This is a genomic window from Pseudomonas sp. KH_046_2, from assembly GCF_057838985.1.
Genome location: NZ_CM174480.1, coordinates 5,386,237 through 5,404,929 on the forward strand (window position 1 = coordinate 5,386,237; position 18,693 = coordinate 5,404,929).

Annotated in this window: 18 protein-coding genes, 4 tRNA genes and 1 pseudogene; 11 read left to right on the plus strand and 12 right to left on the minus strand. The window is 59.9% G+C overall.

Annotated features, from left to right (window positions below; all coding sequences use genetic code 11):
* Position 1: 1 nt before the first annotated feature.
* Genes AC3IX1_RS24455 through yacG form a run of 3 tightly spaced genes read left to right on the plus strand, consistent with a single transcriptional unit; the run spans position 2 to position 1,691 of the window.
* The gene (locus tag AC3IX1_RS24455) at positions 2 to 874 is read left to right on the plus strand and encodes a prepilin peptidase (protein ID WP_489386123.1); all 873 of its coding nucleotides are present in this window, start codon (positions 2 to 4) and stop codon (positions 872 to 874) included.
* A complete protein-coding gene (gene coaE, locus AC3IX1_RS24460) occupies positions 871 to 1,494 on the plus strand; it encodes a dephospho-CoA kinase (RefSeq protein WP_489386124.1) in 624 nt (207 codons plus the stop codon). The genes AC3IX1_RS24455 and coaE overlap by 4 nt, the downstream gene beginning before the upstream one ends.
* On the plus strand, positions 1,491 to 1,691 hold the full coding sequence (gene yacG, locus AC3IX1_RS24465) for a DNA gyrase inhibitor YacG (protein WP_007970539.1): 201 nt from the start codon (positions 1,491 to 1,493) through the stop codon (positions 1,689 to 1,691). Before coaE ends, yacG begins: the two co-directional genes overlap by 4 nt.
* Before the next feature lie 35 nt (positions 1,692 to 1,726).
* Here yacG and AC3IX1_RS24470 read toward each other — a convergent pair whose 3' ends face one another.
* Positions 1,727 to 2,416 carry an energy-coupling factor ABC transporter permease gene (locus AC3IX1_RS24470; RefSeq protein WP_489388785.1) on the minus strand — a complete coding sequence of 230 codons (690 nt, stop codon included), beginning with the start codon at positions 2,414 to 2,416 and terminating at the stop codon, positions 1,727 to 1,729.
* 71 nt (positions 2,417 to 2,487) lie between these two features.
* Positions 2,488 to 3,420 (minus strand): LysR family transcriptional regulator, encoded by a 933-nt coding sequence (locus AC3IX1_RS24475; RefSeq protein ID WP_489386125.1) that lies wholly within the window; start codon positions 3,418 to 3,420, stop codon positions 2,488 to 2,490.
* A 121-nt stretch (positions 3,421 to 3,541) separates the two neighbouring features.
* Here AC3IX1_RS24475 and AC3IX1_RS24480 point away from each other — a divergent pair, with 121 nt between their 5' ends.
* Entirely contained in the window at positions 3,542 to 3,784 is a 243-nt protein-coding gene (locus AC3IX1_RS24480; RefSeq protein ID WP_489386126.1) for a DUF2790 domain-containing protein, read from the plus strand.
* A 9-nt stretch (positions 3,785 to 3,793) separates the two neighbouring features.
* Here AC3IX1_RS24480 and AC3IX1_RS24485 read toward each other — a convergent pair whose 3' ends face one another.
* From AC3IX1_RS24485 to AC3IX1_RS24495, 3 genes are read right to left on the minus strand one after another with little or no spacing between them, the layout of a single operon-like run.
* A complete protein-coding gene (locus tag AC3IX1_RS24485; protein ID WP_489386127.1) occupies positions 3,794 to 5,062 on the minus strand; it encodes an OprD family porin in 1,269 nt (422 codons plus the stop codon).
* A gap of 16 nt (positions 5,063 to 5,078) precedes the next feature.
* Positions 5,079 to 6,299: a benzoate/H(+) symporter BenE family transporter gene (locus AC3IX1_RS24490; RefSeq protein WP_489386128.1), complete on the minus strand. Its 1,221-nt coding sequence runs from the start codon at positions 6,297 to 6,299 to the stop codon at positions 5,079 to 5,081.
* A gap of 3 nt (positions 6,300 to 6,302) precedes the next feature.
* A complete protein-coding gene (locus AC3IX1_RS24495; protein ID WP_489386129.1) occupies positions 6,303 to 7,646 on the minus strand; it encodes an aromatic acid/H+ symport family MFS transporter in 1,344 nt (447 codons plus the stop codon).
* A 220-nt stretch (positions 7,647 to 7,866) separates the two neighbouring features.
* Here AC3IX1_RS24495 and AC3IX1_RS24500 point away from each other — a divergent pair, with 220 nt between their 5' ends.
* The 3 genes from AC3IX1_RS24500 (at position 7,867) to AC3IX1_RS24510 (ending at position 10,130) form a co-directional block, all read left to right on the plus strand.
* Positions 7,867 to 8,493 carry a DUF1780 domain-containing protein gene (locus tag AC3IX1_RS24500; protein ID WP_007970534.1) on the plus strand — a complete coding sequence of 209 codons (627 nt, stop codon included), beginning with the start codon at positions 7,867 to 7,869 and terminating at the stop codon, positions 8,491 to 8,493.
* 104 nt (positions 8,494 to 8,597) lie between these two features.
* Positions 8,598 to 8,771, plus strand: a complete 174-nt coding sequence (locus tag AC3IX1_RS24505) for a DUF3094 domain-containing protein (protein ID WP_008022453.1) — start codon at positions 8,598 to 8,600, stop codon at positions 8,769 to 8,771.
* Between the two features lie 60 nt (positions 8,772 to 8,831).
* The gene (locus tag AC3IX1_RS24510) at positions 8,832 to 10,130 is read left to right on the plus strand and encodes an NAD(P)/FAD-dependent oxidoreductase (RefSeq protein WP_223594588.1); all 1,299 of its coding nucleotides are present in this window, start codon (positions 8,832 to 8,834) and stop codon (positions 10,128 to 10,130) included.
* 173 nt (positions 10,131 to 10,303) lie between these two features.
* On the opposite strand, the gene AC3IX1_RS24515 is transcribed toward AC3IX1_RS24510, so the two are convergent.
* The 7 genes from AC3IX1_RS24515 to rluD all read right to left on the minus strand — a co-directional run bounded on the left by AC3IX1_RS24515 (position 10,304) and on the right by rluD (position 15,399).
* A tRNA-Pro gene (locus AC3IX1_RS24515) sits at positions 10,304 to 10,380 on the minus strand.
* Between the two features lie 95 nt (positions 10,381 to 10,475).
* Positions 10,476 to 10,551: transfer RNA gene (locus AC3IX1_RS24520), tRNA-Lys, on the minus strand.
* A 5-nt stretch (positions 10,552 to 10,556) separates the two neighbouring features.
* Positions 10,557 to 10,633, minus strand: a tRNA-Pro gene (locus AC3IX1_RS24525).
* A gap of 9 nt (positions 10,634 to 10,642) precedes the next feature.
* A tRNA-Asn gene (locus AC3IX1_RS24530) sits at positions 10,643 to 10,718 on the minus strand.
* A 301-nt stretch (positions 10,719 to 11,019) separates the two neighbouring features.
* Complete coding sequence (gene clpB / locus AC3IX1_RS24535; protein WP_489386130.1) at positions 11,020 to 13,584, minus strand: ATP-dependent chaperone ClpB; 2,565 nt, start codon at positions 13,582 to 13,584, stop codon at positions 11,020 to 11,022.
* A 130-nt stretch (positions 13,585 to 13,714) separates the two neighbouring features.
* Positions 13,715 to 14,440 (minus strand): peptidoglycan editing factor PgeF, encoded by a 726-nt coding sequence (gene pgeF / locus AC3IX1_RS24540; RefSeq protein WP_489386131.1) that lies wholly within the window; start codon positions 14,438 to 14,440, stop codon positions 13,715 to 13,717.
* On the minus strand, positions 14,437 to 15,399 hold the full coding sequence (gene rluD, locus AC3IX1_RS24545) for a 23S rRNA pseudouridine(1911/1915/1917) synthase RluD (protein WP_007990414.1): 963 nt from the start codon (positions 15,397 to 15,399) through the stop codon (positions 14,437 to 14,439). Before rluD ends, pgeF begins: the two co-directional genes overlap by 4 nt.
* Positions 15,400 to 15,550: 151 nt before the next feature.
* Between rluD and AC3IX1_RS24550 the strand changes: the two genes are divergently transcribed.
* From AC3IX1_RS24550 to AC3IX1_RS24565, 4 genes and pseudogenes are all read left to right on the plus strand, one after another.
* Positions 15,551 to 16,573, plus strand: a complete 1,023-nt coding sequence (locus AC3IX1_RS24550) for an outer membrane protein assembly factor BamD (protein ID WP_489386132.1) — start codon at positions 15,551 to 15,553, stop codon at positions 16,571 to 16,573.
* Between the two features lie 200 nt (positions 16,574 to 16,773).
* The gene (locus AC3IX1_RS24555) at positions 16,774 to 17,007 is read left to right on the plus strand and encodes a PP0621 family protein (protein ID WP_489386133.1); all 234 of its coding nucleotides are present in this window, start codon (positions 16,774 to 16,776) and stop codon (positions 17,005 to 17,007) included.
* A gap of 46 nt (positions 17,008 to 17,053) precedes the next feature.
* Positions 17,054 to 17,356, plus strand: a pseudogene (locus AC3IX1_RS24560) (hypothetical protein); the annotation flags it as partial.
* Positions 17,353 to 18,693: a sigma-54-dependent transcriptional regulator gene (locus AC3IX1_RS24565; RefSeq protein ID WP_489386134.1), complete on the plus strand. Its 1,341-nt coding sequence runs from the start codon at positions 17,353 to 17,355 to the stop codon at positions 18,691 to 18,693. The pseudogene AC3IX1_RS24560 and the gene AC3IX1_RS24565, both read left to right, overlap by 4 nt.

The following is an 18,693-nucleotide window of genomic DNA, read 5'->3' on the forward strand; positions in this document are numbered from 1 at the left end:
CATGCCCTTGAATGAAATCCTGATTCACTCTGCGCTGGCCTTTGTCCTTCTCGCAGGCATCACCGGCCTGCTGGTCGGCAGTTTCCTCAATGTCGTGATCTGGCGCCTGCCGAAAATGCTCGAACGCGACTGGCGTGAGCAGGCCCATGACATTCTCGGGCTGCCTGGCGAAACGCCGCTGCCGACCTACAACCTGTTGCTGCCCCACTCCCAGTGCCCGCACTGCGGTCACCGCATCCGCGCCTGGGAAAACATCCCTCTGCTCAGTTATGTGTTTTTGCGCGGTCGCTGTTCAGCCTGTGCGGCAGCGATCAGCCCGCGCTATCCGTTGACCGAACTGGCCTGCGGGTTGTTGTCGGCGTTTGTTGCCTGGCACTTCGGCTTCGGTTGGCCGGCCGGCCTGATGCTGATCCTGAGCTGGGGGTTGCTGGCGATGAGCCTGATCGACGCCGAACATCAGATATTGCCGGACGTACTGGTGCTGCCGTTGATATGGCTGGGGTTGATCGTCAACAGTTTCGGCCTGTTCGTGTCGTTGCACGAGGCGCTTTGGGGGGCGATCGCCGGCTACGGCCTGCTGTGGTCGGTGTTCTGGCTGTTCAAGCTGGTCACGGGCAAGGACGGCATGGGCTACGGCGATTTCAAGCTGCTGGCGATGCTGGGCGCCTGGGGTGGCTGGCAGATTTTGCCCCTGACCATCCTGCTGTCTTCGCTGGTGGGTGCCATTATCGGGCTGGTGCTGCTGCGCTGGCGCAATGCAAAAACCTCGACGCCGATTCCTTTCGGCCCCTATCTGGCCATTGCCGGCTGGATTGCGTTGCTCTGGGGTGGTCAAATAACCGACCTCTATTGGCAGTTTGTCGGTTTGAAATGAATAGCCCTGTGGAAAAACCCTGGATTCTCGGCCTGACCGGCGGCATCGGCAGCGGCAAAAGTGCGGCCGCCCAACACTTCGTCGACCTGGGCGTGCATGTGGTCGACGCCGATCATGCCGCTCGCTGGGTAGTGGAGCCCGGCCGCCCGGCACTGGCAAAAATCGCCGGGCACTTCGGCCCCGGCGTGTTGCAGGCCGACGGGCAACTGGACCGCGCCGCGCTACGCAAATTGATCTTCGAGGTGCCTGAAGAACGCCGTTGGCTGGAGGCCCTCCTGCATCCGCTGATCGGCGAGGAGATCGCTCACCACCTGGCGCTGGCAAAATCGTCTTATGCGATTCTGGTTTCGCCGCTGCTGATCGAGTCCGGGCAATACGCCATGACCCAACGGGTGCTGGTGATCGATGCCCCTGAACAATTGCAGATCGAACGCACCCTGCAACGTGACCAGACCAGCGAACAGCAAGTCCAGGCGATCCTCAAGGCCCAGTCCAGTCGCCAGGATCGCGTGAGCCATGCCGACGACGTCGTGGTCAATGACCGCGACCTTGCCTGGCTGCACAGTGAGGTCGAACGCCTGCATCACTTTTATCTTTCTTTGCGTGGAGGCCAGTCATGAGCCAACCAACAACCGTCGAATGCCCAACCTGTGGCGCCCCCGTGGAATGGACCGCCGAGAGCAAATTCCGGCCATTCTGCTCCGACCGCTGCAAACTGATCGACCTGGGCGCCTGGGCGTCCGAAGAACACAAGATTCCAGTGGCTCCCGATGCCGAGGACGAGATGTTCAGCGGTGACTTCGACCCGCGCCACTGATCCATCGACTGGGCGATTCCAGGTTTTGATGCGGATCAGGACTTGGGATCGTCGTCCTTCCAGGGAGCCGAGAGGTAGCGTGTGCGGTTGAACGTCTCCAGCCACTCCGGGCAGAACACCACCAGCGCACTGACGATCATGCCGTTGATAAACGCTTCGGGAAAAATGATCAGCCACAGGTAACCGACAAAATCCTCAAGCCAGTACGGCATCTCGAAACGCTCATCGAACCACAGCAACCATAGCCCCAGCAGCAGGCACAGCAACGCCGACAGCGCTGCCGCAAAAAATCCGGAAACGAAGATATACACAAAGGGATTTCGCGGCTGAGCACGCTCCACCAGGATCGCGCAGCACTCGGTGACCAGCACCGGCAGCGCAATCAACAGCGTGCCATTGACCCCGACCGCCGCCAGATCCTGCCGACCGAGCAACACCAGCCCCGTTTGCGCCACCAACCCGCCGACCAGCGCCAGCGGCCAGTCCAGCAGTAGCGTCACCGCTGTCATGCCGATGAAGTGGTAAGACACGCCGGTATCGAAGTCGCGCCGCACCAGCCACAACAGAAACAGCGCAAACACCGTTCCAAATAGCAGATGCTGACGACGGCTGTCGGTGAACAGTTCAACCCACGGTGCGCGACAGATCGCCCAGATCAACACCGGCACATAGATCAGCCAGCCGACCGCAAGGGTTTGCGATGACAGCAACTCTGCACCGATCATGGCTACGCGCGCCTCCCAGGCGAAGAACAACAGGCACTCAGTCTACACCGCCGCTCGCCTGCCCTTCGACTTCAAGCCCAATGCCGCGGATCGTTCATCACCGCGTCATGCTCGGCGAACAGCTTCGGTAGCTCTGACTTGAGAAAGTCCACCCAGGTGCGCACCTTGGCATCGAGAAAGCGTCGCGAAGGATACAGCGCATACACATTGCGTTCGCGCAGGCGCCATGCAGGTAACACGCGCAGCAAAGTGCCGTCGCTCAAGGGCCGCGTTGCGGTGTAGAACGGCAGCAGGCTGATGCCCATGCCAGCCTCAGAAGCCTTGACCATCGACTCGGCAACATTGCACTGAAAGGTCTTGGCCGGGCTGACGGCGTGCTCGCCGTGCTCGCCCTGGAAAAGCCATTGATCGCTGTACAACGGGTCGAGCATGCGCAGGCATTGATGATCGCTCAGCGCCAGCGGTTGCTGTGGCACGCCCCGACGGTGCAGATAGTCAGGGGAGGCACAGGGCACGCTGTAGATCTGCCCGACGGCCTGCGCAACCATTTGCGAGTCGGCCAGTTCGGGAGCGATCGAAATCACCACATCGTGACCCTCCTCCAGTGGATCGGGATTGCGCTGCGACAAGGTCAGCTCGAACACCACATCGGGATAAAGCTCGCTGTAGCGGGCGATCAACGGCGTGAGCAGCACACCCAGGCCGTTCATGCTGTGCACCCGCAGGCGTCCGGCCGGATTGATATGAGCGCCACGGGCCTCGGCCGTCGCCTCATCCATGGCTTCGACGATTTGTCGGCTGCGCAGCAGGAAGCGCTCGCCGGCGTCGGTCAGGCTCAAGCGCCGCGTGGTGCGTTGCAGCAGTCGCGCCTGAACATGCTCCTCCAGATCCGCCACCAATCGGGATACCTGGGCGGTCGACAGATCCAGCGCATCGGCAGCCCCGGTGAAACTGGCGCAGTCCACCACCCGGATGAACACGCGCAAGTTGTTAAGCACATCCATAAGCCCCCCTCGGGCGATGACTGTTACGTTTTATGTAAGGCTGCATCCGCCGTTCGCCCCTTTATCCGTCGGTGGCAAAGACTAAAATTCAGACATCAGAACCGACACGGAGCACGCCAACATGAAAACGCTGATCAGCCTGTTGCTGACCGTCATCGCCACCTCGGCCATGGCCGCCGACAACGGGCCCCTCGCGGTCCTGTACAACCCGGCGCAGCCACTGGACATCGCCAAGGTGGTTTCTGTGTCCGACACGGCGACTGCGTGCGGGGTTGTGCCGGCGACCATGGAGTATGTCGATCATCAGGGCCAGACCCACCGCGTGACCTACGACGTCATGGGTGATTGCACCAGCAACCTGTGATCAAAGGGCTCACAGCAAGGTCCACGTGTAGCTGAGGATCAAGCGGTTCTCGTCGATATCACTGCGGTAGTTTGAACGCGCCATCGCGTTGCGCACACGGATGCCAAGGCCTTTGAGGCTGCCGCTCTGCAGCACATAGCCGATGTCCAGATCACGCTCGCGATCCTTGCCTTCATAGCCCTTGCCGGTATCGACATTGTTGCCGCTGATGTAGCGCACGGTACTGGTCAGCCCCGGTACGCCGAGCGCCGCGAAGTCATAGTCGTAGCGCGCCTGCCAGGAGCGTTCATCGGTGAAGGCGAACTCGTAGGTCGGCACTTCGTTGCCCAGCGGCGAGATGTTGGCAAACACCCGTGGGAAAGCACTGTCACCGAACATGCCCTGATAGCCGACGTAAAACGTATGGCCGCCACGCTTGGCCGACAGCAACGAGAAGAACGCCTGGTTGTCGATGTTGCCCAGCAGTTTCTTGCCGTCCTCGCGCGAATCGTAGTAACCGAGGTTGGCGCCGAGGATCCAGTCGCCCAGCGGCTCACTGTGCTTTAAACCCAGAAAACGCTGGTTGTAGATATCTTCCAGTTGCCCGTACCAGGCGCTGACCGAACTGCGCTTGTCGTTGAAGACATAATCAGCGCCGGCAAAATTGAAACCGTCACTGCTGACCTGGCGCTGCGGCACATGACCCAGCATCGCTTGCATCTTTTCGTCGCCAGCCTCGTTGCGCAGGCTGGTTGAACTCAAGTGGCCACCCTGCAGCGTCAGGCCATTGATCTCGTTGGAGGTGATGCTTGCGCCCTGATAACTCGGTGGCAACAGGCGAATATCGCTGAATGCCAACACCGGCAGATTGGGTTGCAGCTCACCGACTTTCAGCTCGGTTTTGGAGTAGCGCATCTTCAACGCGCCTTCCAGGCGGCTGTAGTTGTCCGCCGCACGGCCGTCGTCCTGCACCGGCAGCAAACCGGTATTGGTCCGGTCAGGGGCGCTGTCGAGCTTGAGGCCGAGCAAGCCGATGACGTCCACACCAAACCCGACGGTGCCCTGGGTGTATCCGGACTTCACGTTGAGGATGAAACCCTGGGCCCACTCTTCGGCCTTCGATTGCTGGTTGGCGCCGACGATGTCGGAATAGTCGCGGCTGAAGTAGTAATTGCGCGCCTGCAACGTCGCGGTGGTGTCTTCGATAAAGCCTTTTTCAGCAGCCATCGCGCCTGTGGAGAAACCCGAGACGACAGCCAGGGACAACGCCGAACCGGTTGTTGGGAGAATCTGTTTCATCATTTTTCTCTTATTGTTATTGATCGACGGGTTGAAGGACTTCAGTTGCAGTGGATTTGCGACGAGGGACGGAACGACGGGCGCTCAACAGCACATGGGTGACCATGCCGAAAATCAGCCCCCAGAACGCCGCGGACAAACCGAACAACGACATGCCCGAAGCCGTGACCAGAAAGGTCACCAGCGCGGCTTCACGATCGCTCGGCACCGCCATGGCTCCCGTCAACGCGCCGGCAATGGCGGCGAACAGGGCCAGCCCGGCCAGCGCCGCGACCAGCTCTTTGGGGAACGCTGAAAACAGCGAGACCAGCGTGGCGCCGAAGATCCCCAACAGCAGGTAGCACAGGCCGCCGACGATCCCGGCCACGTAGCGTTTGCGAGGGTCTTCGTGGGCTTCGCGACCGGTGCAGATCGCCGCGGTGATCGCCGCCAGATTCAGTCCATGGCAACCGAACGGCGCCAGCAATGCCGTGCCCAGCGCGCTACTGGCGATGATCGGGCTCGCCGGCGTTGGATATCCACTGGCGCGCAGCACCGCCATGCCGGGCACGAACTGACCGGTCAGCGCCACCATCACCAGCGGCAAGGCGATATTGAGGATCGCGCTCAGGCTGAACTCGGGCGTGATCCACACCGGCGTGGCCATACCGATCATCAGCGCTTCGCGATGCAAATCACCGTTGAGCGCGGCAATCGAACAGCCCACCAGCAGCACCATCAACACTGCATATCGCGGCATCAGCCGCTTGCAGATCAGGTAGCTGGCAAACATCGTCAGTACCAGCAGCGGCTTGTGCTGCATCGACACGAACAAACCGGTGCCGAAGCTGAACAGAATGCCCGCCAGCATCGCCGCTGCAATCGCCCCGGGGAGTTTGCTGATGATCCGGTCGAAAGCCCCCGAGATGCCAACCACGAAAATGATCAGGCTGCTGACCAGATAAGCCCCCACCGCCTCTGCCATGGAAATTTCCGGCAACAGCGTCACCAGCAACGCCGAGCCCGGCGCCGACCAGGCGATAATCACCGGAGCGCGGTAGCGCAGGCTCAAACCGATACCGAGCACGGCGCTGCCAATGGAGATCGCCCAGATCCAGGACGACAACACTTCCCGCGAAAGATGTGCCGCTTCTGCCGCCTGAAAGATGATCACCAACGGGCCGGCATAGGAAATCACCGTGGCGATGAATCCAGCCACGGCGGCTGACAACGAGAAGTCCTGGAAAAACGCTTTCATGATTCAGGCACCGGTCGCTGACAACGCTGGGTTGACGCCAGCAGCGCTGCGTCGGCTGCTGATGGCGAACACAGTCATGGCCAGGGCCGCCACCGCACCGGGCAAGGCAAACGCCATGAAGTTCAGTTGCAGGGGCAAGCTGATCCCGAGCAAGGCACCACCCAGCAGCGGACCGACGATGGCCCCGTTGCGCCCGATGCCCGACGCCCAGCCCAGACCGGTTGAACGAATCGTCATGGAATAAAACTGCGCGGCGCAGGCGTACAAAAGAATCTGCGAGCCAATGGTGGTGGCACCCGCAATGGCGATCAGCAGATACAACACCGGCATCGGGCTGTTGAAGCCCAACAGCGTGATCGACACCGCCGCCATGGCGAAAAACACCGACAGCACCCGCGGCAGATTGAGTTTGTCGCCCAGCACCCCGCCGCCGACCGCGCCGAAAATCGCCCCGAAGTTCAACACCAGCAGGAACGACAGGCTCGAACCGAGGCTATAGCCGGCGTTGGCCATCAGTTTCGGCAACCACGAACTCAACGCGTAAACCATCAACAGGCAGCAGAAAAACGCCAGCCACAGCATCAACGTGCGCAGCGCACGCCCCTCACGGAATAACTGCAACACCGGGGTGCCCGTGCCTTTCACTTCGGCCATGTGTAATTGATCAGACGTTTGCGAAACGTAGGCCGGATCAATCCGCTGGAGAATATTGCGCGCCTCTTCATTGCGCCCCTGACGCAACATGAAGCCCACCGATTCGGGCAGGAAATACATGATCAGCGGCAACAACAGCAACGGCAGGACCGCCACATAAAACACCGACTGCCAGCCGAAACTCGGGATCAGCACAATGCCCAGCCCAGCGGACAGCATGCCGCCCACCGAGTAACCGCTGAACATGATCGCGACCAGCGTGCTGCGGATTTTTTTCGGCGCGTACTCGTTCATCAGCGCCACGACGTTAGGCATCACGCCGCCAATGCCGAGCCCGGCAATGAAGCGACAGAGGCCGAACTCGGTGGGGTTGCGGGCGAAACCGTTGAGCACGGTGAAACCACTGAAGAGCATCACGCAGATCGTGATGGCCTTCTTGCGGCCGATCCTGTCCGACAGCGGACCGAAGAACAGCGCGCCGAACATCATGCCGAACAGTGCATAGCTGCCCAGTGCACCCGCCTGCAGAGGACTGAGCCCCCACTCTTTCATCAGCATCGGCAAGACCACGCCGTAGATCACCAGATCGTAACCGTCGAAGATGATGATCAGGGCACACCAGAACAGCACCATCCAGTGAAAGCGGTTGAAGCGAGCGTTGTCGATAACCTCATGTACGTCGATCTTGCGCATGGCATATATCTCTTGTTGTTGTTTTTTTTAGAGCGGCGGTAACACGGCTTACGTCCGTACAGCCGAGGGTAGAGCCGCCCGATACGTGGCAATAGCCAGTGAGCGCAGATCACTATCCGTTTTGTGCAGGGCCCTGGCACGGGCATGGGAACGGAAGGCATCGAGCCTCCGCGACAAATTGTCTTCTTTGCGATCACATTTGAACGCTAAGCTTGGGCCTATGGATGACTCAGATTATTTACGCCTGCTGACCATCGCGGCCGAGCAAGCCAACGCCTTCCTTTCCAATGCCCGCAAATGGGAGCGAGAGCGTTGGGTGTGCCAGCGCCTGCTGCAAGGCTTGAACATTCCCTACCGCGCCGACGAGTTCGCCCCCGCCGGGGAGCCGCCGGATGTGTTGTTTCGCGATGCCAGTTTCGAGGTGTTCTTCGTGCTCGACGAGGGGCGGCGCCTCAATGATGAATGGCGCGACGAACTGCAACGCCGACGCAGCGCGTTTTCCTTGAGCCAACTGGTGCGCCGCGAGGCCAAGCCACGACGCATCCCCGCCAACGAGTTCTTGCTGCGATTGGCGCCGACCTTGCGCAAAAAAGCGCACAACTACAAAGAACGCGGCATGGATCTGGGCGAACTGGACATCATTGCCTTCGCCAGCCTCAAACGCGAAGTGCTGGACCTCAACAGCCATTTCCCGCCGCCAACCGAATACCTGCGCCAGGGCTGGCGCTCGCTGTCATTGGTTGGGCCGACATTTGCCCGCGTGTTGTTCGCTCACCCGGATGCGCCGGACTTCTTGCGCAGCAACCTGGGGCGCAGCATCGTATTTGACGTCGGGATCAGCTTGTGAGGCTCGAGCCTTTCCCCGGTCAGCAGCTAAGCTTCGTTCACAGCTGATTAATTTCCCTGTAGCTTCCACACATTCAGCAACGTCTACTCCTGACGAGGCCCGATATGACCAGCCGCCTGAACCCCGACGACCAAAAGCATGTCGAAGAGTACCTGCAGTTGTCCCAGCACCAAGTCGAGCGCCGGCCTTTCCGGCCGTGGATGCTCCTTGTACTGGTATTGGCAGTGACCATTGGTCTTGGCCTGTTGAGCCGATTTATCAGTTACCTGACGCTATGAGCTGCCTCGCGCTCGCTCGGGTAATTGCACCGATTTCCTTTAGCCTTGCGAGTTATCCCCATGTCCCATCGTATTGTCATTGTCGGCGGCGGCGCCGGCGGTCTGGAGTTGGCTACCCGCCTGGGTAAGACTCTGGGCAAGCGCGGCACAGCCAGCGTGATGCTGGTCGACGCGAACCTGACCCACATCTGGAAACCCTTGTTGCACGAAGTGGCAGCCGGTTCCCTGAACTCTTCCGAAGATGAACTCAACTATGTCGCCCAGGCCAAATGGAACCACTTCGAGTTCCAGCTGGGGCGCATGAGCGGGCTCGATCGCGCGAAGAAAAAAATCCAGCTGGCCGCCACCTATGACGAAGCCGGTCTGGAGCTGGTGCCGGCCCGCGAAGTGCCATACGACTCGCTGGTGATCTCCGTCGGCAGCACCACCAACGATTTCGGCACCCAGGGCGCGGCGCAGCACTGCCTGTTCCTCGACACCCGCAAACAGGCCGAGCGCTTCCACCAGCAACTGCTCAATCACTATTTGCGCGCTCACGCCGGTCAGACCGACACGATCGAGCAAATCAGCGTGGCCATCGTCGGCGCCGGTGCCACCGGGGTCGAACTGGCCGCCGAACTGCACAACGCCGCCCACGAACTGGCAGCCTATGGCCTGGACCGGATCAAACCGGAAAACATGCACATCACCCTGATCGAAGCCGGGCCACGGGTGCTGCCGGCGCTGCCGGAGCGCATTGGCGGGCCTGTGCATAAAACCCTGGAGAAACTCGGGGTCAATGTGATGACCAACGCTGCTGTCAGTGAAGTGACCGCCGACAGCCTGATTACTGCGGACGGCAAAGTGATCAACGCCAGCCTGAAAGTCTGGGCGGCGGGGATTCGTGCACCGGGTTTCCTCAAGGACATCGATGGCCTGGAAACCAACCGCATCAATCAGCTGCAAGTGCTGCCGACCCTGCAAACCACCCGCGACGAAAACATTTTCGCCTTCGGTGACTGCGCCGCCTGCCCGCAACCGGGCACCGACCGCAATGTGCCGCCACGTGCCCAGGCCGCTCACCAGCAGGCTTCGTTGCTGGCCAAATCGCTGAAACTGCGCATCGAAGGCAAGGCACTGCCGGAGTACAAGTACACCGACTACGGCTCGCTGATCTCACTGTCGCGTTTTTCGGCTGTGGGTAACCTGATGGGCAACCTCACCGGCAGCGTGATGCTCGAAGGCTGGCTGGCGCGGATGTTCTACGTGTCGCTGTACCGCATGCACCAGATGGCGTTGTACGGACCGTTCCGCACGGCGATGCTGATGCTGGGCAGCAAGATCGGTCGCGGGACTGAGCCACGCCTGAAACTGCACTAAACGAACCCTTGTGGGAGCGGGCTTGCTCGCGAAGAGGCCGTGTCATTCAACTTTATGTCGACTGACACACTGCATTCGCGAGCAAGCCCGCTCCCACATTAACTTTGCGGCGTTCCTGAATTTCTTATGGACAAAAAAAATCCCCGTATCTTTCGATACGAGGATTTTTAATATGGTCGGGGTAAGGGGATTCGAACTCCTGACATCCTGCTCCCAAAGCAGGCGCGCTACCGGACTGCGCTATACCCCGGTAAAAAAAAGGCACCTTTGAAAGGCGCCTTCTTCGATCAGCGCTTTTGGCCTCTGATCTTAAGATTCGATTCCAGCGCTAACTGGTTTCAAAAATGGTGGGTCGTGTGGGATTCGAACCTACGACCAATTGGTTAAAAGCCAACTGCTCTACCAACTGAGCTAACGACCCAAAAATGGTCGGGGTAAGGGGATTCGAACTCCTGACATCCTGCTCCCAAAGCAGGCGCGCTACCGGACTGCGCTATACCCCGGTTTGAAATTGGCTCCGTGACCAGGACTCGAACCTGGGACCCAATGATTAACAGTCATTTGCTCTACCGACTGAGCTATCACGGAACTACACATTTCAATTTACAACTTTGAAGCTTTTACTGCGTTCTCTTCGACCCGTTCGCATCGCTGCGTTCGTGTGTCTGAGGCGCGCTATTCTACAATCTTCAGCACCTCTGTCAACCCCCTAAATTGCTTTCAAGTTAATGATTTGCAACTTATTTTGGATTCCTGCTTGGGGAGCGGAAACCCTGGCGGGTGACTTACTGCGGGGCGCACTTTACAAGCCTTTTCCTTTGAGTTCAACAGCCTAACGAAAAAAAGGCCTCGTTATGCGAGGCCTTTTCGATTTTGCTGCCGTTATGGATCAGACGAAGACGATTTCGTCGTTTTCCACCACGCCGTGAGCGGTATCGCCCGGCATGAATCGACCGGACAGAATCAGCTGCGCCAGCGGGTTCTCGATCCAGCGCTGGATAGCGCGCTTGAGCGGCCGTGCGCCATATACCGGGTCGTAGCCGACCGCGATCAGCTTGTCCATGGCTTCCGGGCTGAGCTCAAGCTTCAGCTCGCGCTCGGTCAGGCGGCTGCGCAGGCGACCCAGCTGGATCTCGGTAATGCCGGCGATCTGATCCCGCGCCAACGGTTCGAAGATCACCACTTCGTCGACCCGGTTGATGAACTCCGGCCGGAAGTGGCTGGAAATCGCATCCATCACCGCCGCGCGCTGCGCCTCACGGTCGCCGACCAGTTCCTGGATCTGTACCGACCCCAGGTTGGAGGTCATGACAATCACGGTGTTCTTGAAGTCCACCGTGCGGCCATGGCTGTCGGTCAGACGACCATCCTCGAGCACTTGCAGCAAGATGTTGAACACATCCGGGTGCGCCTTCTCGACTTCGTCCATAAGGATCACCGAATACGGCTTGCGACGTACGGCCTCGGTCAGGTAACCGCCCTCTTCGTACCCCACGTAGCCTGGTGGCGCACCGATCAAGCGAGCCACGGAATGTTTCTCCATGAACTCGGACATGTCGATCCGCACCATCGCCTCTTCAGTATCAAAGAGGAATTCGGCCAATGCCTTGCACAGCTCGGTTTTACCGACACCGGTCGGGCCGAGGAACATGAACGAGCCGCTCGGGCGATTCGGGTCGGACAACCCGGCGCGGGAACGCCGCACCGCATTGGAAACCGCAACCACCGCTTCATCCTGGCCGATCACACGCTGGTGCAACAGGCTTTCCATCTTCATCAGTTTGTCGCGCTCGCCTTCGAGCATCTTCGACACCGGAATACCGGTCCACTTCGACACGACTTCGGCGATCTCTTCTTCAGTCACCTTGCTGCGCAGCAACTGGTTTTCGGCTTTGCCATGCTGGTCGACCATTTGCAGGCTGCGTTCCAGGTCCGGGATCACCCCGTACTGCAACTCGGCCATGCGATTCAGGTCGCCTTTGCGGCGGGCCGCTTCCAGCTCCTGACGGGACTGCTCGATTTTCTGCTGGATCTGCGCCGAACCCTGGACTTCGGCTTTCTCCGAATTCCAGATTTCTTCGAGATCCGAGTACTCACGCTCATGACGGGCGATTTCTTCCTGCAGTTTTTCCAGACGCTTCTTCGCCGCGTCGTCGCTTTCTTTCTTCAGTGCCTGGGATTCCACCTTCAGCTGAATCAGGCGACGCTCCAGACGGTCCAGCACTTCCGGCTTGGAGTCGATCTCCATGCGGATGCGGCTGGCGGCCTCGTCAATCAGGTCGATGGCCTTGTCGGGCAACTGCCGGTCAGTGATGTAGCGATGGCTGAGCTTGGCTGCGGCAATGATCGCGCCGTCGGTAATTGCCACCTTGTGGTGAACCTCATAACGCTCCTTGAGGCCACGCAGAATGGCGATGGTGTCTTCTTCGCTCGGCTCGTCCACCAGGACTTTCTGGAAGCGCCGCTCGAGGGCCGCATCCTTCTCTATATATTGGCGGTACTCGTTGAGCGTGGTCGCACCGACACAGTGCAGCTCACCGCGGGCCAGGGCCGGCTTGAGCATGTTGCCCGCATCCATCGAGCCTTCGCCCTTACCGGCGCCGACCATGGTGTGCAGTTCGTCGATGAACAGAATGATCTGCCCTTCCTGCTTCGACAGTTCATTGAGCAAGGCCTTTAGCCGCTCTTCGAACTCACCGCGATACTTGGCACCGGCAATCAGCGCCCCCATGTCCAGGGACAGCAGGCGCTTGCCCTTGAGGCCATCCGGCACTTCACCGTTGATGATGCGCTGGGCCAGGCCTTCGGCGATGGCGGTTTTACCCACGCCAGGCTCACCGATCAGCACCGGGTTGTTCTTGGTCCGACGTTGCAGCACCTGGATTGTGCGGCGAATTTCATCGTCACGGCCGATCACCGGATCGAGCTTGCCGTCTTCGGCGCGCTTGGTCAGGTCGACGGTGTATTTATCCAGCGCCTGACGAGCTTCCTCGTGGTTCGGGTCATTGACGGCCTCGCCACCACGCAGGTTGTTGATCGCGTTTTCCAGGGCTTTCTTGCTCACGCCCTGACCGAGCAACAGTTTGCCGAGCTTGCTGTTCTCGTCCATGGCAGCGAGCAGCACCAGCTCACTGGAGATGAACTGGTCGCCCTTCTGCTGGGCCAGACGGTCGGCCTGGTTGAGCAGGCGCGCCAGATCCTGCGACATGTTCACGTCGCCGGTCGGGTTCTGGATTTTCGGTAGCTGGTCGAGCTCTTTGGTCAGCTCTTTACGCAGGCTGTTGACGTCGAAGCCCACCTGCATCAACAGGGGCTTGATCGAGCCGCCCTGCTGTTCGAGCAAGGCTTGCATCAAGTGCGCCGGCTCGATGGCCGGATGATCGAGGCCGACAGCCAGGGATTGGGCATCGGACAACGCTAACTGCAATTTGCTGGTTAAACGGTCTATACGCATGGGTCACCTTCCTTTTGAGCAGGCCGGACCTATAAAACATCCTGAATGAAGAAACCTGCCAGATACCACAATAGATGTGGTCAATTCTGGGAGTTTCAAGCGTCGTGACGTTGATGCAGGTCAGGCAAGTCTAGCGGTCGAGCCAGATCAAGGAAGCAAATCGACCAGTGCGTGGACTGCGACGATAAGAAAAGAAGCGCGGATCGGTTACGGTGCAAAAACCGCCACCGTAGACAGCGGTGACGCCGCGAGCTGCCAGACGCAGGCACGCAAGCCTATAGATGTCGGCCATGAACTTGCCGGGGTTTTGACTTGGCACGAAGGCTTCAGCCGCTTGCGGCAACTGCTGCACGAAGGTTTCGCGCACTTCCGGGCCGACTTCAAAGGCTTGCGGGCCGATGGCCGGGCCGAGCCAGACCAATACCTCGGCAGGCGGTACCGCCAGACTGTCGAGAGTGGCTTCCAGCACGCCAGCCGCCAGCCCGCGCCAACCGGCATGGGCCGCAGCGACGCGGGTGCCGGCACGGTCGCAAAACAGCGCAGGCAGGCAATCGGCGGTCATCGCCGCGCAGGCGACGCCCGGCGTTGATGTCCAACTGGCGTCAGCCGTGTCCACCCGGCCTGGATTGGCATGGGCCACGACAATGCCGTGGACCTGCTGCAGCCAGGCCGGTTGAATGGAGAAGTGATCAGTAAGACGCCGGCGATTCTCGGCAACAGCTTCAGGGCTGTCGTCGACGTGATCGCCGAGGTTGAGGCTGTCGAACGGCGCCACACTGACGCCGCCCGCGCGGGTGGTGACGCAGGCTTTGACCCCGGCCGGCGCGGGCCAGTCAGGAATCAGCCAGTCACTCATCCGATGAACGCCTCGCGGTCTTGCTTGAGCAGGGTCAGCAACCAGACAAAATCTTCCGGCAACGGCGATTCCCAGCTCATGCGCTTACCGGTGGTCGGATGATCCAGTTCCAGGAAACGCGCATGCAGCGCCTGACGCGGGAAGTTTTTCAGCGACTCGACCATGGTTGGGTTGGCTGCCGGCGGGATACGGAAACGACCGCCGTAGGCAGGATCTCCGACCAACGGGTAGTTGATGTGCGCCATGTGCACGCGAATCTGGTGCGTACGACCGGTTTCCAGCTTCACCCGCACGTGAGTGTGGGAGCGGAAGCGCTCGAGCACGCGGTAATGGCTGACGGCTTGCTTGCCACCTTCCATCACGGCCATGCGCTGGCGTTGCTGGCCGTGACGACCGATCGGCGCGTTGATCTTGCCGCCAGCTGTCACCACACCGATCACGATGCACTCGTAGATCCGGCTGACGCTACGGCTCTGCAACTGTGTAACCAGCTGCGTCTGCGCTTGAATGGTCTTGGCCACCACCATCAGACCGGTGGTGTCCTTGTCCAGGCGATGCACGATACCGGCGCGGGGCACATTGATGATGTCCGGCACGTGGTGCAGCAAGGCGTTGAGCAAGGTGCCGTCGGCATGACCGGCAGCCGGGTGCACCACCAGGCCCGCAGGCTTGTTGATCACCAGGATATCGTCGTCTTCGTAGACGATATCCAGGGCTATGTCTTGAGCGACCCATTCGCCCTGAGCTTCCTGCTCGGCAGTCAGCTCAAGGATGGCGCCGCCGTGGACGATGTCTCGCGGGCGGATAACCGCCCCATCCACAGTCAGGCGGCCGTCTTTGATCCAGGCGGAAAGGCGCGAGCGCGAGTGCTCAGCGAATAATTGTGCGGCGACTTGATCGAGGCGTTGGCCGCCCAATTCGGACGGCACCTCTGCGCGAAGTTCAATTTTATCGGACATGCTCAGACTAGGCGTCGGCACAGCCTTTGGTTTCGGCTGCGCGCTTGTGGTTAAATACGGCGTCTTTTGCCCCGAGGCTATTCAACGGGGCGCTCATCATAACAGGACGGCCACGCCCAAGACAGCGGCCGTCATAGGGACGCAAGCCGCCATGCAAGTGAAACACCTGCTGCTGATCGCCATCCTCGCATTGACCGCTGCTTGCTCATCGAAGGAAGTCGTAGACGAAAACCTCAGTGAAGTCGAGCTGTACCAACAGGCTCAAGCCGACCTGGACAATAGCAGCTACACCAGCGCCATCGCCAAGCTGAAGGCTCTGGAATCACGTTATCCGTTCGGTCGCTATGCCGATCAGGCGCAACTCGAACTCATCTATGCCAACTACAAGAACACCGAGCCAGAAGCGGCAAAGTCCGCTGCGGAACGCTTCATTCGCCTGCACCCACAGCATCCGAACGTCGATTATGCCTACTACCTCAAGGGCCTGACTTCTTTCGACCAGGATGTCGGCCTGCTGGCGCGTTTCCTGCCGCTGGACATGACCAAGCGTGACCCGGGTGCCGCCCGCGACTCCTATAACGAGTTCGCCCAGCTGACCAGCCGCTTCCCGAACAGCCGTTACGCACCAGACGCCAAGCAGCGCATGATCTATCTGCGCAACCTGCTGGCAGCCTACGAAATTCACGTGGCCGACTACTACCTGACCCGCCAGGCCTATGTCGCCGCCGCGAACCGCGGTCGTTACGTGGTGGAAAACTTCCAGGAAACCCCTTCGGTCGGCGACGGCCTGGCAGTGATGACCGAGGCCTACCAGCGCATGCACCTGGACGAACTGGCGGCCACCAGCCTGGAAACCCTGAAGCTCAACTACCCGAACCACCCGACGCTGGTAGACGGTCAGTTCGTACCGACCGTGGCCGAAGCCGACAACCGTTCGTGGCTGAGCAAGGCGACCCTGGGCCTGATCGAGTCCCGTCCGCCGCTGCCACCGGGCGAAACCCGCGCCAACCAGGACGTACAGAAGCAATTCCAGGACGCCAAGGACGCAATCCCGAGCGAGCTCAAGCCTAAAGACGACAATGGCGACGCGATCGAAGAAGAAAATCACGAAGCGGAAGGCAACAACAGCGACCGTTCGTGGTTCAGCTACATGACCTTCGGCGTGTTCGACTGACACCCCAGGTTGTGCAAAAAGGGAGACTTGTAGGAGCGAGCTTGCTCGCGATGGACGTCAACGTTAACGCGCTTTGTCTGAATAAACGCGTCGTCCTTGAGACCATCGCGAGCAAGCTCGCTCCTACATAAGCTATTAGGCTGTGCGCTGGCCATGTCCTTGGCTAAACTAGCTAATCACTAGTCAAAAAGCAGCTCACCATGCTTCGTTTATTGTTCTGGATTGCCCTGATTGCCGCTGCAGTATGGTTCTGGCGCAAGTTCAAGGGTCAGGCTTCCACCCCCAGACCTCCTGCCGAGCGGGAAGCGGCGCCCATGGTCCGCTGTGCCCATTGTGGCGTCCACCTGCCCCGTGACCGCGCGCTGAGCCTCGACCAGCAATGGTATTGCAGCCAGGCTCATCTCGAGCAAGGTAAGGACTCCAGTGGCCACTGACACTTGAGCAGAAATGGCAGCCGTTTAAGGACTATCGCGCGTCCCCAAGGAACTGAAAGGCGTTGATCGACGTCTGACGCAGATTACTCAAGACCTCTCTGTGCGAATGAACCGGGTAATCGAAAACGTCCTGCACCTGCAGCGCCGCGAGCAAATGTCGCCGCTACGGCTCGATCTGAAATCACTGGAAATACTCGATAATGAAGCCCCAGCCCGCCATATCAAGGGCCTGGGGCTTTATCTGTCCGGCCAGCCGGGCGAAAGCATTCCGTCCCGCCTAGACTTCAAGGCACGCCAGGAAAGCGGCTGCTTTTGCATGACCTATGCATACGGACGGAACCCACGTTGAACACGAGACCACGACAAAAAGTCTTGATCGTCGATGACGAACCGGACATTCGCGAACTCCTGGAAATCACCCTGGGAAGGATGAAGCTGGAGACGTTCAACGCCCGCAACGTCGGCGAAGCGCAATCCCTGCTCAAACGCGAAACCTTCGATCTATGCCTGACCGACATGCAGTTGCCGGACGGTACCGGCCTGGAGCTGGTGCAGCACATCCAGCAACGCCACCCCCAGGTCCAGGTGGCGATGATCACCGCCTATGACAGTCTCGAAAACGCGATCAATGTGCTCAAGGCCGGGGCATTCGACTTCCTGACCAAACCGGTGGACCTTGTGCGCCTGCGTGAACTGGTCACCAACGCCCTGCTGGTTCCGGCGGCCCGAGGGGTCGGCATCGATCGACGCTTGCTCGGCGACTCATTGCCCATGCGCAGCCTGCGCAAACACATCACCAAACTGGCCAGCAGCCATGCGACGGTATACATCAGCGGAGAGTCCGGCAGCGGCAAGGAGTTGGTCGCGCGCCTGATCCATGATCAAAGCCCCCGCGCCAATCAGCCGTTCATTGCGATCAACTGCGCGGCGATTCCTTCGGAGCTGCTGGAGAGCGAATTTTTCGGTCATCGCAAAGGCAGTTTCAGCGGCGCCATCGAAGACAAACCCGGCCTGTTCCAGACAGCTCACGGCGGCACCCTGCTCCTCGACGAAGTGGCTGACCTGCCGCTGGCCATGCAAGTCAAACTGCTGCGCGCGATTCAGGAGAAATCCGTACGCAGCGTCGGCGGGCAGCAGGAAATGGCGGTGGATGTGCGCATTCTCTGCGCCACGCACAAGGACCTTGGCACCGAAGTCGCCGCCGGACGATTTCGTCACGACCTTTACTACCGTTTGAACGTGATCGAACTCCGGGTGCCGCCCTTGCGCGAGCGTCGCGACGATATCGAAATGCTAGCCAGCCACATACTCAAGCGCCTGGCCGCCGATACGGATCAACCTGCGGCGAGACTCCACCCCCAAGCCCTCGATGCGCTGAAAAGCTATCGCTTCCCGGGCAATGTGCGGGAACTGGAAAACATGCTCGAACGGGCGCACACCTTGTGTGAGAACAAACAGATCGAAGCCGGTGACCTGCGCCTGGCTGAAGGCAACTGTGGAGCTGAGGGTGGCGTGCCGGACCTGACCCGGATCGACAATCTGGAAGCCTACCTGGAAAACGTCGAGCGCCAACTGCTGCTCCAGGCCCTGGAGGAAACCCGCTGGAACCGCACGGCGGCGGCTCAGCGGTTGAACCTGTCATTCAGGTCAATGCGTTACCGGCTCAAGAAGTTGGGATTGGATTGA

What these genes read in the sequence shown, in the direction of transcription:
- AC3IX1_RS24455 (WP_489386123.1), top strand. Translation starts at nt 2, where the DNA reads ATGCCCTTGAATGAAATCCTGATTCACTCTGCGCTGGCCTTTGTCCTT.
- coaE (WP_489386124.1), top strand. Translation starts at nt 871, where the DNA reads ATGAATAGCCCTGTGGAAAAACCCTGGATTCTCGGCCTGACCGGCGGC.
- yacG (WP_007970539.1), top strand. Translation starts at nt 1,491, where the DNA reads ATGAGCCAACCAACAACCGTCGAATGCCCAACCTGTGGCGCCCCCGTG.
- AC3IX1_RS24470 (WP_489388785.1), bottom strand. Translation starts at nt 2,416, where the DNA reads ATGATCGGTGCAGAGTTGCTGTCATCGCAAACCCTTGCGGTCGGCTGG.
- AC3IX1_RS24475 (WP_489386125.1), bottom strand. Translation starts at nt 3,420, where the DNA reads ATGGATGTGCTTAACAACTTGCGCGTGTTCATCCGGGTGGTGGACTGC.
- AC3IX1_RS24480 (WP_489386126.1), top strand. Translation starts at nt 3,542, where the DNA reads ATGAAAACGCTGATCAGCCTGTTGCTGACCGTCATCGCCACCTCGGCC.
- AC3IX1_RS24485 (WP_489386127.1), bottom strand. Translation starts at nt 5,062, where the DNA reads ATGAAACAGATTCTCCCAACAACCGGTTCGGCGTTGTCCCTGGCTGTC.
- AC3IX1_RS24490 (WP_489386128.1), bottom strand. Translation starts at nt 6,299, where the DNA reads ATGAAAGCGTTTTTCCAGGACTTCTCGTTGTCAGCCGCCGTGGCTGGA.
- AC3IX1_RS24495 (WP_489386129.1), bottom strand. Translation starts at nt 7,646, where the DNA reads ATGCGCAAGATCGACGTACATGAGGTTATCGACAACGCTCGCTTCAAC.
- AC3IX1_RS24500 (WP_007970534.1), top strand. Translation starts at nt 7,867, where the DNA reads ATGGATGACTCAGATTATTTACGCCTGCTGACCATCGCGGCCGAGCAA.
- AC3IX1_RS24505 (WP_008022453.1), top strand. Translation starts at nt 8,598, where the DNA reads ATGACCAGCCGCCTGAACCCCGACGACCAAAAGCATGTCGAAGAGTAC.
- AC3IX1_RS24510 (WP_223594588.1), top strand. Translation starts at nt 8,832, where the DNA reads ATGTCCCATCGTATTGTCATTGTCGGCGGCGGCGCCGGCGGTCTGGAG.
- clpB (WP_489386130.1), bottom strand. Translation starts at nt 13,584, where the DNA reads ATGCGTATAGACCGTTTAACCAGCAAATTGCAGTTAGCGTTGTCCGAT.
- pgeF (WP_489386131.1), bottom strand. Translation starts at nt 14,440, where the DNA reads ATGAGTGACTGGCTGATTCCTGACTGGCCCGCGCCGGCCGGGGTCAAA.
- rluD (WP_007990414.1), bottom strand. Translation starts at nt 15,399, where the DNA reads ATGTCCGATAAAATTGAACTTCGCGCAGAGGTGCCGTCCGAATTGGGC.
- AC3IX1_RS24550 (WP_489386132.1), top strand. Translation starts at nt 15,551, where the DNA reads ATGCAAGTGAAACACCTGCTGCTGATCGCCATCCTCGCATTGACCGCT.
- AC3IX1_RS24555 (WP_489386133.1), top strand. Translation starts at nt 16,774, where the DNA reads ATGCTTCGTTTATTGTTCTGGATTGCCCTGATTGCCGCTGCAGTATGG.